The sequence below is a fragment of the Teichococcus globiformis genome, from assembly GCF_042646265.1.
GTDB lineage: Bacteria > Pseudomonadota > Alphaproteobacteria > Acetobacterales > Acetobacteraceae > Pseudoroseomonas > Pseudoroseomonas globiformis.
On sequence record NZ_JBHRTN010000018.1, the window covers coordinates 818,759 to 835,299 of the forward strand.

The 16,541-nt window shown below is 68.9% G+C and carries 14 protein-coding genes; 8 read left to right on the top strand and 6 right to left on the bottom strand.

The window, feature by feature from the left end:
* Positions 1 to 9 precede the first annotated feature (9 nt).
* The 3 genes from ACFOD4_RS18070 to pgi are packed head-to-tail and all read left to right on the top strand — an operon-like array spanning position 10 to position 4,390.
* Entirely contained in the window at positions 10 to 1,425 is a 1,416-nt protein-coding gene (locus tag ACFOD4_RS18070) for a M16 family metallopeptidase (protein ID WP_379598645.1), read from the top strand.
* Positions 1,422 to 2,684 (top strand): M16 family metallopeptidase, encoded by a 1,263-nt coding sequence (locus tag ACFOD4_RS18075; protein WP_379598646.1) that lies wholly within the window; start codon positions 1,422 to 1,424, stop codon positions 2,682 to 2,684. The genes ACFOD4_RS18070 and ACFOD4_RS18075 overlap by 4 nt, the downstream gene beginning before the upstream one ends.
* Before the next feature lie 41 nt (positions 2,685 to 2,725).
* A complete protein-coding gene (gene pgi, locus ACFOD4_RS18080) occupies positions 2,726 to 4,390 on the top strand; it encodes a glucose-6-phosphate isomerase (protein WP_379598647.1) in 1,665 nt (554 codons plus the stop codon).
* Between the two features lie 5 nt (positions 4,391 to 4,395).
* On the opposite strand, the gene ACFOD4_RS18085 is transcribed toward pgi, so the two are convergent.
* Positions 4,396 to 5,085 (bottom strand): class I SAM-dependent methyltransferase, encoded by a 690-nt coding sequence (locus tag ACFOD4_RS18085; RefSeq protein WP_379598649.1) that lies wholly within the window; start codon positions 5,083 to 5,085, stop codon positions 4,396 to 4,398.
* Positions 5,086 to 5,243: 158 nt separating this feature from the next.
* Here ACFOD4_RS18085 and mutL point away from each other — a divergent pair, with 158 nt between their 5' ends.
* The 4 genes from mutL (at position 5,244) to ACFOD4_RS18105 (ending at position 9,397) form a co-directional block, all read left to right on the top strand.
* Complete coding sequence (mutL, locus tag ACFOD4_RS18090; RefSeq protein WP_379598651.1) at positions 5,244 to 7,067, top strand: DNA mismatch repair endonuclease MutL; 1,824 nt, start codon at positions 5,244 to 5,246, stop codon at positions 7,065 to 7,067.
* 158 nt (positions 7,068 to 7,225) lie between these two features.
* Entirely contained in the window at positions 7,226 to 7,897 is a 672-nt protein-coding gene (locus ACFOD4_RS18095; protein ID WP_379598653.1) for an amino acid ABC transporter permease, read from the top strand.
* A gap of 12 nt (positions 7,898 to 7,909) precedes the next feature.
* Positions 7,910 to 8,560: an amino acid ABC transporter permease gene (locus ACFOD4_RS18100; protein WP_379598654.1), complete on the top strand. Its 651-nt coding sequence runs from the start codon at positions 7,910 to 7,912 to the stop codon at positions 8,558 to 8,560.
* 21 nt (positions 8,561 to 8,581) lie between these two features.
* Positions 8,582 to 9,397 (top strand): transporter substrate-binding domain-containing protein, encoded by an 816-nt coding sequence (locus tag ACFOD4_RS18105; RefSeq protein ID WP_379598656.1) that lies wholly within the window; start codon positions 8,582 to 8,584, stop codon positions 9,395 to 9,397.
* Between the two features lie 40 nt (positions 9,398 to 9,437).
* On the opposite strand, the gene ACFOD4_RS18110 is transcribed toward ACFOD4_RS18105, so the two are convergent.
* From ACFOD4_RS18110 to rpmI, 5 genes are all read right to left on the bottom strand, one after another.
* Positions 9,438 to 10,421 (bottom strand): cyclase family protein, encoded by a 984-nt coding sequence (locus ACFOD4_RS18110; RefSeq protein ID WP_379598657.1) that lies wholly within the window; start codon positions 10,419 to 10,421, stop codon positions 9,438 to 9,440.
* Positions 10,422 to 10,673: 252 nt separating this feature from the next.
* Positions 10,674 to 13,145: a phenylalanine--tRNA ligase subunit beta gene (gene pheT / locus ACFOD4_RS18115; RefSeq protein ID WP_379598658.1), complete on the bottom strand. Its 2,472-nt coding sequence runs from the start codon at positions 13,143 to 13,145 to the stop codon at positions 10,674 to 10,676.
* A gap of 4 nt (positions 13,146 to 13,149) precedes the next feature.
* Complete coding sequence (pheS, locus tag ACFOD4_RS18120) at positions 13,150 to 14,244, bottom strand: phenylalanine--tRNA ligase subunit alpha (protein WP_379598660.1); 1,095 nt, start codon at positions 14,242 to 14,244, stop codon at positions 13,150 to 13,152.
* A gap of 117 nt (positions 14,245 to 14,361) precedes the next feature.
* Positions 14,362 to 14,733, bottom strand: coding sequence for a 50S ribosomal protein L20 (gene rplT / locus ACFOD4_RS18125; protein WP_379598662.1), 372 nt, complete (start codon positions 14,731 to 14,733; stop codon positions 14,362 to 14,364).
* Positions 14,734 to 14,748: 15 nt separating this feature from the next.
* Positions 14,749 to 14,955, bottom strand: coding sequence for a 50S ribosomal protein L35 (gene rpmI / locus ACFOD4_RS18130; protein WP_379598664.1), 207 nt, complete (start codon positions 14,953 to 14,955; stop codon positions 14,749 to 14,751).
* A 232-nt stretch (positions 14,956 to 15,187) separates the two neighbouring features.
* Here rpmI and ACFOD4_RS18135 point away from each other — a divergent pair, with 232 nt between their 5' ends.
* A complete protein-coding gene (locus ACFOD4_RS18135) occupies positions 15,188 to 16,498 on the top strand; it encodes a serine hydrolase domain-containing protein (RefSeq protein WP_379598666.1) in 1,311 nt (436 codons plus the stop codon).
* Positions 16,499 to 16,541 lie beyond the last annotated feature (43 nt).

The following is a 16,541-nucleotide window of genomic DNA, read 5'->3' on the forward strand; positions in this document are numbered from 1 at the left end:
GATGCGGATATGTGCCCGATCAGCCGCCGGGCGGCCCTCACGGCCGCCGCCGCCCTCCCCGCTCTTGCGGCCTTGCCGCCGCAATCCCTTGCCGCTTCCCCCGCCCCCAGCGGCGCGGCCCCCGCGCCTTCAGGAGAGCGCCCGCTGTTTGGTGCCAGTCTCTGGACCCTGCCCAACGGGCTGACCGTGGTGCATGCCGAGAACCGGCGCGCGCCGGTGATCGCCCATTATGTGTTCTACAGCGTCGGCGCCGGGGACGATCCAGCCGGCAAGTCCGGCCTTGCCCACTTCCTGGAACACATGATGTTCAAGGGAAGCGCCAATGTCGCGTCCGGCGCCTTTTCCCGCGTCGTGGCGCGGGAAGGCGGGCAGGACAATGCCTTCACCTCGCGCGACGTCACCGCCTACCACCAGCATGTTGAGGCCAGCCGCCTTCCCCTGGTGGCGGGCATGGAGGCGGATCGCATGGCCTCCGCCCTGTTTCCCGCCGACGAGATCGAGGCCGAGCGCCAGGTTGTGCAGGAGGAGCGCCGCCAGCGCACCGAAAGCACCCCGCGCGGCCGCTTCCGCGAAGCCTGGGACGCAGCCTTCTGGGGCCGCCAGCACTGGCGCGGCCGCCCGCTTATCGGCTGGCCGGAGGACATCGCCGCCCTGTCGCGCGACGACATGGTGGAGTTCTTCCGCAACGCCTACACGCCGGCCAATGCCACGCTGGTGGTGACCGGCGCCATTAGCCGCGCCGAGCTCGAAAAGCTGGCGGTGGAGGATTACGGCGGCATTCAGGGCCGCCCCGCGCCCTGGCCCAAGGCGCAGCGCGGCCGCGCCGTCACGCCCGCGGCGCCGCTGGAAGAGCGGCTGGTGCGCCGCGAGCCCACCTTGCAGGAAGCCGCCTTCATGCGGGGCTGGATCGCTCCCGCCCTGCTGGATGGCACCGAGGCAGGCCGGCATGCCTACCCGCTGGAAGTGTTGTCGCACCTGCTGGGCGGCGGTCAGGGCTCGCGGCTGCACCGTGCGCTGGTGGAAAGCGGCGTCGCGGTGTCCGCCGGCTGCTCCTACGATGGGGATTCCCTCGGCACCGGAACGCTGGACCTCTTTGTGACGCCCCGGCGCGACACGCCCGCAGAGCGGGTGGAACAAACGGTGCAAGCCGAGATTGCCCGGCTGCTCGATGCCGGCGTCACTGAGGCCGAGGTGACACGCTCGATCCGGCAGCTTACCGCCGGCACGCTGCTGGCCCTGGACAGCCTGGGTACGGCGCCGCGCATCCTGGGCAGCGGCATCGCCACCGGCATGGCGCTGGAGCAGATCGAATTCTGGCCATCGCATATTCGCGCCGTAACGCCCGGCCAGGTGACAGAGGCGGCGCGTTACGTGCTGTCCCGTCCCTCGATGAACGGCTGGCTGCTGCCGGAGGGCGCGGCATGAGCGGCAGCGCCGGCTTTTCCCTGCCGATCCAGGTGGTCGAGGCGGCCGGCCTGACCGCTTGGCTGGCCGAGGATCATTCCGTTCCGGTGGTCAGCCTGTCCTGGTCGTGGCCCGGCGGCGCCGCGCTCGACCCCGCAGGACAGGAGGGCGCCGCGCGGCTCGCCGCCGCGCTGATGACCGAGGGTGCGGGCGATCTGGACGCCAATGCCTTTGCCGACGCGCTCCGCGACGAAGCGATCGGGCTGGATTTCGGTGCCGGGCGCGACGAGTTCGAAGGCGGTTTCCGGGCCCTGGCCCCGGCCCTGCCGCAGGCGGTTCGCCTGGCCCGTCTGGCAATGACCGAGCCGCGCTTCGCCGAGGCCGACATCGCCCGGCTGAGGGCCCGCGCCATCGCCTCGGCCCGGCAGATGCTGGAAGGTCCGCGCGGCCGCGGCAGCCGTGCCTTCTGGGCCGCGGCCTATCCGGACCACCCGGCGGGACGCCCGTCCGGCGGCACGGAGGAAAGCCTTGCGGGGCTGACCGAGGCGCAGCTGCGTGCTCCACTAACCCGGCATCTGCGGCGTAATGGCGGGCTGCGCATCGCCGCTTCCGGTGCCATCACCGCCGCGCAGCTGACGCAACTTCTGCCCCAGCTCTTCGGCGCCTTGCCTGAGGCTCCGGCCGAGGCACTGCCGCCCCTGCCGGATTTTCGCGATTTCGGCACGCAGGTGGTGCCGGTGGCGGCGCCGCAATCCTCCGTCATTTTCGGCCAGCCTGGCATCGCTCCGCGCGACCCGGACTGGGAAGCGGCGCAGGTGATGCTCCGCATCCTTGCAGGGGGCGGCTTCACGGCACGGCTGACCCGCTCGATCCGGGAGCAGCGCGGCCTGACCTACGGCATCGGTGCCGGCCTCGACAGCTTCTACGGGCAGGCGGTGCTGGTCGGCTCCTGCGCGACCGCGAATGCCCGTGTGAGCGAGCTGCTGTCGGTGCTGCGCGAGGAATGGGCCCGGATGGCAGCGAATGGTCCGACGAGCGAGGAGATGGACGAGGCCATCGCCTATCTCACCGGCAGCCAGCCGCTGCAATTTACCGACAGCCGACGCATCGCGGCCACGCTGTTGGCCATGCAGCGCAACGACCGCCCGCTCGACTGGCTGACCCGGCGGCCCGAGCGTCTGGCGGCCATCACCCGCGACCATGCCGCGTCGCTGGCGAAGCGTTTACTGCAACCCGAGGGACTTTCGATCACGGTGGCTGGGCAACCCGAAGGCATCTGAGCGATTATAGTCGCGCCCGAGCCTGGATGGAGGAAGCAATCATGACGCCGGAAGCGCGCAACGCTGCCTGGGGGCGCCTCGCCTCCCTCGCTTCCGGCCCCGCCGCCGGGCAGATCCGCGAACTTTTCGCCGCCGACGCAAAGCGCTTCGGGCGCTTTCACCGTCAGGGCTGCGACATCCTGATGGATTTCTCCAAGACCTCCATCGATGACGACGTCCTGAAGGCGCTGCTGGAGCTGGCCGAGGCTTGCCAGGTGACGCAGAAGCGGGACGCCATGGCGGCGGGCGAGATCGTCAACAATACCGAGGGCCGCTCGGTGCTGCACATGGCCTTGCGGGCGCCCCGCAAGGCCGGCTTCACCGCCAAGCATGCCGACGGCTCGGTCGAGGATGCCTCAGCCCATGTGGACGAAACGCTGGCGGCGATGGAGCGCTTCACCCACGCCATCCACACCGGCGACATTCGCGGTGCCACGGGCGAAACCTTCACCGACGTCATCAACATCGGCATCGGCGGCTCCGACCTGGGGCCGTTCATGGCCGGGCGGGCGCTGTGGACGGTGCGCTCACCCATGCGCCCGCTCTTCCTGGCCAATGCCGACGCGCATAACTGGGAGGCGATCCGTCCCCGGCTGAACCCGCATCGCACGCTGATGCTGGTGGCATCCAAGACCTTCACCACCGCCGAAACGATGGCCAATGCCCATGTGGTGCGCGGCTGGCTGGAGCGGAACCTGGGCGAGATAGGCGCCCGCCGGCACATGGCCGCCCTGTCCACCAACCTCGAGGCGACGGCGGCCTTCGGCGTGCCGTCGGACCGCGTCTTCGGCTTCCGCGACTGGGTGGGCGGGCGGTTTTCGCTCTGGTCGGCCATTGGCCTTTCGATCGCGCTATCCTGCGGGTGGAACGCCTTCCGTCAGTTGCTGGACGGCGCCCGGGCCATGGACGAGCATTTCTTGTCCGCCCCGCCCGACCGCAACCTGCCGCTGTTGTTGGCGCTCACCACCGTCTGGCATGTGAACGGCCTGGGGCTGAAGGCGCATGCGGTGCTGCCCTATGACCACCGCCTGTCGCGCTTCCCCGCGCATCTGCAGCAGCTGGAGATGGAAAGCCTGGGCAAGCGCGTCACCGTCTCCGGTGAGCCGGTCGGGCGCGAAACCGGGCCGGTGATCTTCGGCGAACCCGGCACCAACGCGCAGCACTCCTTTATGCAGCTGCTGCACCAGGGCACCACGCCGGTGCCGGCGGACTTCGTCCTCGTGGCCAACCCCGACCATCCCTATGCCGACAACCACCGGCTGCTGCTGGCCAACGGGCTTGCCCAGGCCGAGGCGCTGCTGCGCGGCCGTTCGGCAGACGAGGTCGCCGCCGAGATGCGCAAATCCGGCAAGCCGGAGGATGAGATCGCGCGCCTGCTGCCGCATCGCGTCTTCCCCGGCGATCGGCCCAGCACCACCTTGCTGATGGACCGGCTGGACGCCTTCACCCTGGGCCAGCTGATCGCCCTCTACGAGCACAAGGTGTTCTGCCTCGGCGCGCTGTGGGACATCGACGCCTTCGACCAATGGGGTGTGGAGCTGGGCAAGCAGCTCGCGGGCTCCATCCTGCCGGAGCTGGCGCCGCTGGGCAGCGTCGGCGACCATGACGCCTCCACCACCGGCCTGATCGCCCGCATCCGCGAGTTGCAGGTGCTGAGGAACGCCTGAACCAGTCAGGTCAGGGGCTTGCGCAGCGTCCATTTCGGGCCGCTGATCGCCAGCTCCTGGCCGATCTCGGCGGCGAAGTCCTGTGCCGCCCGCGCCACGCCCGGCCAGGACCAGTCATCGCCCACCAATACCCCGCCCGGGGCCAGGATCTCCCAGAAGCGGCGGGCATCGCGCAGAACCGGCTCGTACTCATGCGCCGCGTCGATGTGGACCATCTCGGGGTTCAGCTTCATCCGGCCCAGGATCATGGCGGCGTTCTCGCTGGTCTGCACCATCGGCACCACGCTGGCCTGCAATCCCAGATGCGCCACGTTGCTGAGGAACTGCCGGTACAGCATCGGCTGGCCGCGATCCATGCGCAGCGAGGCATAGATGCCGTCCGGCCGGTTCCGGTTCCAATGCTCCGGACTGCCCAGGAAGGTGTCCACCGCGATCACCGCGCCCCGCAGCCCGAGCTGCGCCATCTGCGTCGCCAGGAACGCCACGGAGGCGCCTTTCCACACACCCACATCGACCACGTAGCGTGGCCGTGCTGCCACCAGCGCCTCGGCCAGCGCCGGGTGGTGGCTGTTCCAGCCCTGAAGGTCCAGCGGCAGTTCGGGCTCGTAGCCGGCGAAGATATCCTCGCCGTAAAGCCGCTCGGTCAGTCGCTGGGCACGGCTTTGGCGGAGCGGCGTCTCGACCGTGGCGTTCATGCCCATGTCCTGACTCGTCGATTCTGATGAAATCATTCTGCGGGCAAACTTGTTTCGGTGCCAAGCGGCTTCACGGAGCGCGGAGCGCCCCGGCGGCTGTCATGCCGGAATCACCCTGGCCCTTTCCGCGCCGGGTCGTCGGGCGCTAGACCCTGGCGATGGACCGCATCCGCCTTCTTTCCGCAACCACGGCCGACCGCATCGCCGCCGGCGAGGTGGTGGAGCGTCCCGCCGCCGCGGTGAAGGAACTGGTGGAGAACGCGCTGGATGCCGGGGCACGCCATGTCTTCATTGGCCTGGAAGGCGGCGGGATCGCCCGCATCCTGGTGGAAGATGACGGGGCCGGCATGTCGGCCGCCGACCTGTCCCTTGCCGTGGAGCGCCATGCCACCTCCAAACTGCCCGAAGAGGCGGCGCTGTTCCGCATCGCCACACTGGGTTTCCGGGGTGAGGCGCTGCCTTCCATTGGTGCCGTGGCACGCCTCATCCTCACCAGCCGCCGTGCGGATGGCGACGCGCATGGCCTGACGGTCGAAGGAGGGCTCAAGGGTGAAGTGCGGCCGGCCTCCGGGGCGCCCGGCACCCGCGTCGAGGTTCGGGACCTGTTCTTCGCCACCCCCGCCCGGCGGAAGTTCCTGAAGACGCCGCCGACCGAGGCCGGACACGCGGTGGAGGCTGTGCGCCGCCTCGCCCTGGCCTGGCCGGAAGTCGCCTTCCGCATGGAGGTGGAAGGGCGGCAGGTGCTGAACCTCGCCGCCACGGACCGGTCCGGCCGGCTGGCAGCCCTGCTCGGGCCGGATTTCGCCCGCGCCGCCGTGCCGGTGAAGGGTGCCTGGAGTGACCTGGAGCTCGACGGCATGGCGGCGCTGCCGACGCTGACCCGTGCCACCGCTGCGGAGCAGCATCTGGTGGTGAACCGCCGCCCGGTGCGGGACCCTCTTCTGCGTGCCGCGCTGCGCGTTGCCTATCGCGACCTGATCGTCTATGGCCGGCATCCGGTGGCGGCGCTGTTTCTGGACCTGCCGCCCGAGTTGGTGGATGTGAACGTCCATCCCATGAAGACCGAGCTGCGTTTCCGCGATGCTGGGGCGGTGCGGGGCGCGCTGATCTCCGCGCTGCGCCGGGCCCTGGCCGTGGGCGCGGGGAACGGCGTCCCGGCGCCACCTCCCGCCCCCGCAGACTGGTCGGCCATGGCGCTGGAGGAAGGCGCAGGAGGGGCGGACCCCGGCTTCGCGCCAGCGGGGTTCGCCGAATCGCAGCCTGCCCTGGATGGCGCCACCGCGCCCACGGTCGGTTTCCTGGCCCAGCGACCCGCCGCCTGGCAGCCGGGGCTGCGCCTGCCGCCGCCCCTGCCCCGCAACGGGCAGCTGGCGCCCCATCCGGCCCAGGCGCACGAGGATGGACCGCTCGGCCTGCCTGTTGCCCAGCTGATGGACACCTACATCCTGGCCGAAGCTCCGGATGGCGCACTGATCCTGGTGGACCAGCATGCGGCGCATGAGCGACTGACGCATGAGGCGCTGAAGGCGCAGCTTCTGGAGGGCGAGGTGCGCAGCCAGCCTCTGCTGATCCCCGGTGTGGTAGAGATGCCGCAGCACGAGGCGGCACGGTTGACCGAGGCTGCTCCAACCCTGGCACGGCTGGGGCTGGAGCTGGAAGGCTTCGGCCCTGGAGCCGTGCTGGTGCGCGCCCTGCCCGCTCTGCTTGGCAATCCCGACCCGGTGCCGCTGCTGCGCGACCTGGTGGCCGAACTGGCGGAATGGGACGAAACCACGGTGCTGGAGCGCCGGCTCGATGCTGCTGTGGCGCGACTGGCCTGCCATGGATCGATCCGCGCAGGGCGGCGCCTCAAGCCGGAAGAAATGGCCGCCCTTCTGCGGCAGATGGAGGCGACACCGCGTGCCTCCACCTGCTCGCATGGCCGACCCACATGGCTGCGCTTCGGCAAGGGTGAATTCGAGCGGATGTTTGGCCGGCGCTGAGGCAAAACAGCCTTTCGCGCGCCATCTCCGTGCCCTTGCCAGGGCGACGCTTCCGCGCCAGCTTCCCGCGCAAGGACGGCCGGTCGAAGGCCGCCAGGACACCGTCGAGGAAAGTGGCCCACCATGCCTGCGCCCGTTCAGCAAGCGCGTTGCCGCGCATGAACTACGTCTTTGAATTCAGCGCAGTCTTCGACGCCTGGGACGAACTTCTCGCCGGAACGCTGCGCACGGTCTGGCTTTCGGCCGCCGCGATGGGTATCGGGCTCGTGGTCGCCATCCTGGGTGCCCTGGCCAAAACCGGCGGACCGCGCCCGGTGCGCTGGCTAATCGACGCGTATATCGAGTTGATCCGCAACACGCCCTTCCTGATCCAGATCTTCGTCATCTTCTTCGGCCTGCCAGCCATCGGTTTGCGGCTGGAGGCCGATCAGGCGGCTCTGCTGGCGCTTGTGGTCAATGTTGGGGCCTACGGCATCGAAATCATCCGGGCCGGTATCGAGAGCATCCATCATGGCCAGGTCGAAGCCGGGAGGGCACTTGGCCTGACCAACCTGCAGATCTTCCGCCTCATCATATTGAAACCGGCCCTGCAGGCGATCTACCCGTCCCTCACCAGCCAGTTCATCCTGCTGATGCTCAACTCCTCGGTCTGCTCGGCCATCGCGGCCAGCGAGCTGACCGGAGCAGCCAACGACATCCAGGCCCGCACCTTCCGCAGCTTCGAGGTCTACTTCGTGGTCACCGGCCTCTATCTGGCGTTGTCCGTGCTGTTCTGGGGGCTGTTCGCCTGGATCGAGCGCACCTTCCTGCGCCAGCCAGCCCCGCGCTGAAGGAGGCCGATCATGCGAAGCCTCGCCACCGGCGACATCCTCTTCATCCTGCTGGCCCTGCGCTGGACTCTGCTGCTCTCCGTCGTCGCCTTCATTGGTGGCGCGGCGGGCGGGCTGCTGATTGCCCTCATGCGCAGCGGCACCATCCCCGCGCTCCGCTGGCTGGCCTTCGGTTACATCAAGCTGTTCCAGGGCACGCCGCTGCTGATGCAGTTGTTCCTGGCCTTCTTCGTTCCTGGCATCTTCGGCTTCGACGTCGATCCCTGGGGTGCGGCGGCGCTTGGCCTGTCGCTGCACGCCAGCGCCTTCTTGGGCGAGATCTGGCGCGGGGCGATCGAGACCGTGCCCAAGGGGCAATGGGAAGCCTCCTCGGCGCTCGGCCTTCGATACTGGCGGCAAATGCGGTTGATCGTGCTGCCGCAGGCGCTGCGCGTGGCCATCCCGCCCACCGTGGGCTTCCTGGTCCAGCTGATCAAGGCGACCTCGCTCGCCTCCATCATCGGCTTCGTCGAGATCACGCGCGCAGCGCAGGTCATCAACAACGCGGTGTTCCAGCCCTTCACCATCTTCGGTCTGGTGGGGCTCGCCTATTTCATCGTCTGCTGGCCGCTTTCGGCCTACAGCCGCCGGATGGAGCAGCGCCTGGCCGCTGTCCGCAGATAAACTAGATCCCAGGAGGAAACCATGACGCTCAACCTGTCCCGCCGCGGCCTTGGCGCGCTGGCACTCGGTGCCACAGCCCTCGGCCTCGCCCGCCCCGCCGCGGCCGCCACACCGGACGAGATCAAGAAGCGCGGCCACCTTCTGGTCGGGGTGCTGACCGATTACCCCCCCTTCGGCGGCATCGATGCCAACCAGCAACCGGCGGGCTACGATCCCGACGTTGCGGCACTGTTGGCGAAGGCCATGGGTGTCGAGTTGCGGCTGGTGCCGGTCACTGGGCCGAACCGCATCCCCTTTCTGCTGACCAACAAGGTGGACATGCTGATCGCGACCTTCGGCATCACGGAGGAGCGGTCGAAGCAGGTGCTGTTTTCCAACCCGTACAGCGCCTTCACCACTTATATCCTGGCGCCCAAATCGACCGCCATCAAGGCACCGGAGGATCTGAAGGGCGTGCGCGTCGGCGTGGCAAGGGCCAGCACTCAGGATTCCGCCCTGGTTGCCGTGGCGCCCAAGGAAACCCGCATCATGCGTTTCGACGACGATGCGACAACAACACAGTCGATCATTTCCGGTCAGGTCCAGGCGATCGGCGCCAGCAGCACCGTCCTGGCACAATTGACGGAAAGCTACGCCAATCTGCAGATCGAGCCGAAATTCACCCTGCGCGCCCAGGCCAATGGCATGGCCTTCCGCAAGCAGGACACGGCGCTGCGCGACTGGAGCAATGACTTCATCGCCAAGCTGATCGCCGATGGCGAGCTGGGCCGCATTCACGAGCGCTGGTTCAAGGCCAAGATGGAGCCGCTGCCGCCGATGCCCCAGTTCGCCGGCTGATTCCGAAGCGAGAGGGGCCTCCACCCCTCTCGTCACCTCCTCAGAACAGCGCCGAGGGCGCCACAGTTGATCCCGTGCCGCCCTCCACCTTCAACGGCTGCACCGCGAAGGCGAATTCATGCTGGCCACGCTGCGCCAGCGCGTCGAGCTTCATGTTCTCCAGCAGGTGCACCCCATGCACCACCAGGGCCAGTTGATGCACTGGCAGGCTGGCATCCGGCATGGTCTTGGAAGGGGCGCATTCCACCGGCCAGTTGTCCGCACCCATCAGCATCGGGTTCTGGCCCAGAACCCATTCCGCCGCCGCCACGCCAAGGCCGGGGCAGGAACGGACATAGCGGGCGTTTTCCTTGCCCCAGAGAAGGCCCCAGCCGGTGTGGATGAGCACGGCGTCGCCTTCCTCGATGCGGGTGTTCTGCTTCTGCAACGCCGCCTGGAGGTCGTCGGGTGTGATCTCATAGCTGTCGGGCAAGGTCGCCACGCCCTTCAGCGCCGCCACGTCGATCAGCACGCCACGGGTGAAGATGGTGCCCACCGTGTCCACCCCCATTTCGGCAAAGCCGCCCCGGCCCGCGATGCGCGGGATGTTGACGCAGTTGTAGCCCTCATCCCCGATGGTCTGGTGCGGAAAGGCGTCGAGCTGCGTGCCCACTTGGCCGATCTCGGCAATCACCAGTTCCTCGTTGGAGCCCCGCCTGTTGGCCTCGGGGTTCATGAAGGTGCGCTTCAGGTGGACGTCGAAGCGCCGCGTGCCGAAGAAGGGCATGGTCTGGCTCAGCTTCTGACCGCACTCGACGATCTCGCCCGTGCGGATCAGCTGCGCCGCGCGCTTGGCTCGCTCCGGTGTCATCAGGTTCATGGAGCCGCGGCGATCGGCGGCACCCCAGCGTGACGGGCAGCGCTGGTCAGCGCCCGGCGGGCTCCACCCCTGGGCGCTGGCGGGGGTGGCCATCAGCCCGTGCGCCCCGGCACAGGCCATGCAGATGGAGCCGAAGACCGCCTTGCGGCGGGTCAGTCGAGACATGGTTGTTTCCTCCCGGTCTTCGGGAGGGCGATCGCGGGAGCGAACCCGGCCGCCATCCCTGACCGGCAGCATGGTCCACCGCGTTTCCACCTGCCAAGCCGCAAATGCTTCTGTGCCGGAACGTTTCGCCGGCCGGATGCCACCAGCCCGCACCTGGAGCCGGCCGGATACGCAGCATCGCGCAGGCCTCACTGGACCGGGGATCGTATGCCCCCCCGGAACCGGAGGGGAGTCCGCCCCCCCCGGCCCGCTTCACCCCCGCAGCGTCGCGCCGGTCGCCTTGGCCACGGCGGCAACGATTTTCGCCCCCACAGCTTCGATCTCGGCGTCGGTCAGGCTCTTCTCTCGAGGCTGCAGCGTCACCTCCAGTGCCAGCGAAACCTTGCCCTCGGGCAGTTTCTCGCCGGCATAGCGGTCAAACAGCGCCACATCGGTGATCAGCGTCCGTTCCGCTCCCCGCGCCGCACGGACGAGGCTTTCCGCTGGCACCACGGCATCGACCAGGAACGCGAAGTCGCGCCGCAGCGGCTGGAAGGATGGCAGGTCGGGCACCGACTTCTTGCGCTTCTTGGGTTCCGGGACGGCATCCAGGAAGACCTCGAACCCCACGGCGGCGCCGGGCAGACCCAGCTCTTCCCGCAGCTTCGGATGGATCTCGCCGAACCGCGCCAGCACCGTCTTCGGGCCTTGCCGCAGCTGGCCTGAGCGGCCGGGATGGTAGAAGCCGGGCGCATCGGCGGTGACGGTCAGCGCCGCCATCGGGACCCCCAGCGCCAGCAGCACTGCCAGCGCATCGCCTTTGGCATCCATTGCATCGATGGCGCGAGCCGGTGCATCCCAGTGGCGCGGGGTCGCCCCGGTGCGGATGCCGCTCACCACCGCCGCTTGCCCGTCGGGCGATGCATCCAGATAGGCGGCGCCCAACTCGGACAGCGCCACATCCGGATAACCCCGCGCGATGTTGCGCGCCGCCGCCAGCACCAGGCTGGCCAGCGGCGTCGGGCGCATCTGGTCCAGATCGGCGGCAATCGGATTGAGCAGGCGCAGCGTTTCCGGCGTCTCGCCGAACTTCGCGGCGATGCGGCTGTCCATGAAGCCATAGGACACGCAATCCATCATGCCGCGCGCGGCCAGCGTCCGGCGGGCCAGCGTGGCGCGGGCCTGCTTCGGCGTCAGCGCCGGCTTCGGAACGGGCGAGGAAACGGGCAGCGACACGGCCGGGACGCGGTCCAGCCCGGTGATGCGCAACACCTCCTCCAACAGGTCGCATTCGGGCTCCACCTGGGCGCAGCCCTCGGCGGCCGCTGCGGCCTTCGCGGCATCCAGCGCCGGTGCCTGGGCCAGCGCGCCGGCCCCGGCCACATCGTTGCGCCAGGACGGAACGGACACGGTGACCTTTTCCGCATCGCGCGACACCACGCCGAAGCCGAGACGCTCCAGGATGCCCACCGCCGCATCGGGCGCCACATCGGCACCGCCGAGCCCGGCGATGCGCCCGAAGCGCAGGCTGGCCTGCCGCTGCCAGGCAGGTTCCGTGCCTGCCGACGAGACCTCGGAGGCCTCGCCGCCGCAGATCTCGATGATCATGGCGGTGGCCGCTTCAAGCGCATCGGGCAGCAGTGCCGCGTCGATGCCGCGCTCGAAGCGCTGCCGGGCATCGGAGCGCAGATCGTGCCGACGGCCGGACAGCGCGATGCGCACTGGATCGAACAGCGCGCACTCGATGAACACCTCGGTCGTGCCGGCATCCGAGCCGGAATGCTCGCCGCCCATGATGCCGGCGAGCGACTCGACGCCATCCGCATCGGCGATGACGCAATCCTGCGGCGTCACGGCAATTTCCTTGCCGTTCAGCGCCAGATAGCTCTCGTCTTCGCGGCCCGGACGCATCCACAGCGTGTCGCCTTTCACCTTGGCCACGTCGAAGACGTGCAGCGGGCGGCCGAGGTCAAAGGTGAACCAGTTGGTGATGTCCACCAGCGCGTTGATCGGACGCAGGCCGATGGCGGTCAGCCGGTCCTGCAGCCATTGCGGCGAGGGGCCGTTCTTCACCCCTCGCACGGCGCGACCCAGCACCCAGGGACAGGCCTCCGCATCCTCGATCACCCAGCGCAGCGGCGAAGGATAGACCGCCGGCACCTTTTCCGGCGCAAAGGGCCGGAGCGTGCCCAGACCGGCGGCGGCCAGGTCGCGCGCGATGCCACGCACGGACAGCGCGTCGCCCCGATTTGGGGTGATGCTGATCTCGACAACCGGATCGTCCAGCCCGGCCCAGGTGGCATAGGGCGTGCCCACCGGCGCGTCCGCCGGCAGGTCGAGGATGCCGTCATGATCCTCGCCGAGGCCCAGCTCCCGGGCGGAGCACATCATGGCCTCGCTCTTCACGCCGCGGATCTCGCCCGCCTTCAGCGTGACGCCGGTGGCCGGGATGACCGAACCCGGAAGCGCCACCACAGCCTTCATGCCGGTGCGCGCATTGGGCGCGCCGCAGACCACCGAGCGGATGGTGCCGTCGCCCACATCGACGCGGCAGGCGCGCAGCCGGTCGGCATTCGGGTGCTGCACCGCCTCGACGACGTAGCCGATGCGGAACGGGGCCAAGGTGGCGCCCCGGTCCTCCACGCCCTCGACCTCCAGACCGATGCTGTTCAGCGCCGCCAGGATGTCATCGAGCGGAGACTCGGTGTCGAGGTGCCGCTTCAGCCAGGAGAGGGTGAACTTCATCGCCTCAGACCCCTTCGGCCAGGTTGGCGGGCGCGAGCACGCTGGCCCCGTAGTGCCGCAGCCACCGAATATCGCTGTCATAGAACGGGCGCAGATCAGGGATGCCGTGCTTCAGCATGGTGATACGCTCGATGCCCATGCCGAAAGCAAAGCCCTGCCACTCGCGCGGATCGATGCCGCAATTGGCCAGCACGCGCGGGTGCACCATGCCGGAGCCCAGGATCTCCAGCCAGTCGCCGCCCTTGCCCAGCTCGCCGGTCCTGCGGTTCCAGCCGATATCCACCTCCATCGAGGGCTCGGTGAAGGGGAAGTAGGAGGCGCGGAATCGCACCGGCAGGTCGCGGATGTCGAAAAAGGCACGCAGGAAGTCGATCAGGCAGCCCTTCAGGTGGCCCAGGGTGATGCCGCGGTCGATCACCAGCCCCTCCACCTGGTGGAACATGGGCGAATGCGTGGCGTCATGGTCGGCGCGATAGGTGCGGCCAGGCACGATGACGCGGACCGGCGGCTCCTGGCTCAGCATGGTGCGGATCTGCACCGGGCTGGTATGCGTGCGCAAAACAGGACGGCGGCCATCGGCACCTGCCGGCAGGTAGAAGGTGTCGTGGTCCTGCCGCGCGGGATGGTGGTCGGGAATGTTGAGCGCGCCGAAATTGAACCAGTCGCCTTCCACGTCCGGCCCTTCGGCAACGGAAAGCCCCATTGTGGCGAAGATGGCGACGATCTCCTCCACCGTGCGGGCGATGGGGTGAATGGCGCCGGCATCCGGCCCGGCCGGCGGGAAGGGCCGCGGCGGCAGCGACACGTCCATTCGCTCGGCCAGCAAGCGGGCTTCCAGCGCGGCGGCGTCGAGTTCCGTGCGGCGGGCCTCGATGGCACCCTCCAGCACCCCCTTCAGCCGGTTGACGGCGGCGCCGCGTTCCTTGCGCTGCTCGGCCGGCACGGCGCCCAGGCCCTTCAACAGGCCTGTCAGGCTGCCGTTCTTGCCCAGCGTGGCGACGCGTACCGCGTCCAGCGCGCGGAGGTCACCCGCCGCCGCCAGCGCCGCCTCGGTCTCGGCCTGCAGCCCGGCCAGATCGGGGGCCAGTTCATCCGTCATGCTTTCGGTCCCATCGACAACCGGAAATGAAAAAGCCGCCTGACGCCACGGGAATTCCCGGGCGGAGGCGGCTCTGGTCTTCAGCGCGAAGCCCGGCGAACCGGACCAGCGCTCAGATCACGCTGCGGCGTCGGCCGGCAGCGCCGCCTTGGCCTTCTCGACCAGGGCGCCAAAGGAAGCGGCGTCATCGAAGGCGATGGCGGCCAGCACCTTGCGATCCAGCTCGATGTTCGCGGCCTTCAGGCCCGCGATGAACTTCGAGTAGGTCAGGCCATGTTCGCGCGTGGCCGCGTTGATGCGCTGGATCCACAGGCCGCGGAACTCACGCTTCTTAACGCGACGGTCGCGATAGGCGTACTGGAGCGCCTTCTCGACCCGCTCGAGAGCCGGGCGGTAGCCGGTGGAGGAACGACCCACATAGCCCTTGGCGAGCTTGAGGATCTTCTTGTGGCGGGCATGGGCGGTAACGCCGCGCTTAACACGAGCCATAGGTCAGATCCTTCCTTACCGGGCCGAACCGTACGGCATCCACTGCTTCACCGTGTCACCATCCTGCTTGTCCAGCACGAAGGTGCCGCGGTTCTGCCGCTTCATCTTGTTCGTCTTGGCCGTCAGCATGTGGCGCTTGTTGCCGGCGCCGGCCTTCACCAGGCCCGTGGCGGTCAGTCGGAAGCGCTTCTTCACGCTCGACTTCGTCTTCATCTTGGGCATTTCGGTCTCCTTGAGATCGGGCGCCCTGGTCGGAACCAGGGCACAAGGCCACGGCCGGGCATGCCCTACAGGCCCGGACGCGTGGATAGCGGAGGCGGGCCTATACAATTCCTCGCCCCCAGGAGCAAGCCTCGCATGCCGGGCATGGCGCCGCCCGCGCTCTTGCCGCCGTTCCGCACTTGCTCCAGCCTCGCCATTGGCGAAACGAAAAATCGAATCCCGGGAGGAACCCATGTCGCCGCCATTCTCCATCCGCCGGCGCGCCGCCGCGGTTCTGCTGCCCCTGGCCGCCCTCGCCCTTTTCGCCTGCGCGACGCCCGAGCCGCCGCCGCCGTCGCGGCAGGCAGTGCTCGATGCCGCGCTGCAAAGGCAGGTGGACAGCGGCAAGGTCGGCGCTATTTCGGCGCTGGTGGTCGCTGCCGACGGCACGGTGCTCTACAGCGGCAGCGCCGGCAGCACCGCGCCGGGCAACCAGACACCGCCGGCGCCCGACAGCCTGTTCCGGCTGGCCAGCATGACCAAGCCGGTTACCTCGGTGGCCATCATGCAGCTGGTGGAACAAGGTCGGATTGGCCTCGACGATCCGGTGGGCCGCTTTCTGCCAGAGTTCCGCAACCTGCGCGTGATCCAGCCTGGTGGCGGCACAGTGCCCGCCGAGCGGCAGCCCACCGTGCGCGACCTGCTGCGCCACACCTCCGGGCTGTCCTACACCTTTCTGAACAAGCCCGGCGTGGTGGAAGCCTATCGTCGCCTGGGCGTGGATGACGGGCTGGCGGCACCGCAGCGCACGCTGCGCGACAATATGCGGAGGCTGGCGCAGGCTCCGCTGGTGATGCAGCCCGGCAGCGCCTGGCATTACTCGCTGGCCACTGACGTGCTGGGCGCAATTGTGACCCGCGTCAGCGGCGACCCGCTGGATGCCTACATCGCCAACCGCATCGCAGGGCCGCTCGGGCTGCGCAGCTTTGCCTTCCGCGTGCCCGGCGCTGCGCGCAGCCGCATGGTGACGGCGCTTTATCCCGATCCGGCCGGCACGCTGCGCCCGATGGCAAGTCCGCAGGTGGTGCCCTACCCGTTTTCGGGCGGCAACTGGACCGCCGACCCCAACCGCGCCTTCAGCGACGGCGCATATCCTTCGGGCGGGGCCGGCGCCACAGCCACCATCGGTGACTATGCGCGCTTCGCCCGCATGCTGCTGAATGGCGGCACGCTGGATGGCGTGCAGATCCTGAAGCCTGAAACGGTGGCCGAGATGACCCGCCCGCAGACCGGCGGCTTTCCCATCGACCTGCGCGGTGCCGGCTATGACTTTGGATACGGCTTCTCGGTGCTGACCGATCCCGCGGTGGCGAAAACCCGGCAGGGGATGGGCACCTATGGCTGGGGCGGCATCTACGGCACCGGCTTCTTTGCTGATCCCGCCAACCGCATCGTCACCGTGGTGATGACACAGACCGGCGTGAATGGCGGCCCCGCGGCCAATGAGGTGCGAGAGGCGGTGTATGGCACGCTCACCGCCGCAACGGCCGCGCCCACGAACTGAGAGAGGCAGGCGCCCTTGGCGTGCGCCCCATCCGCCGGGGCCG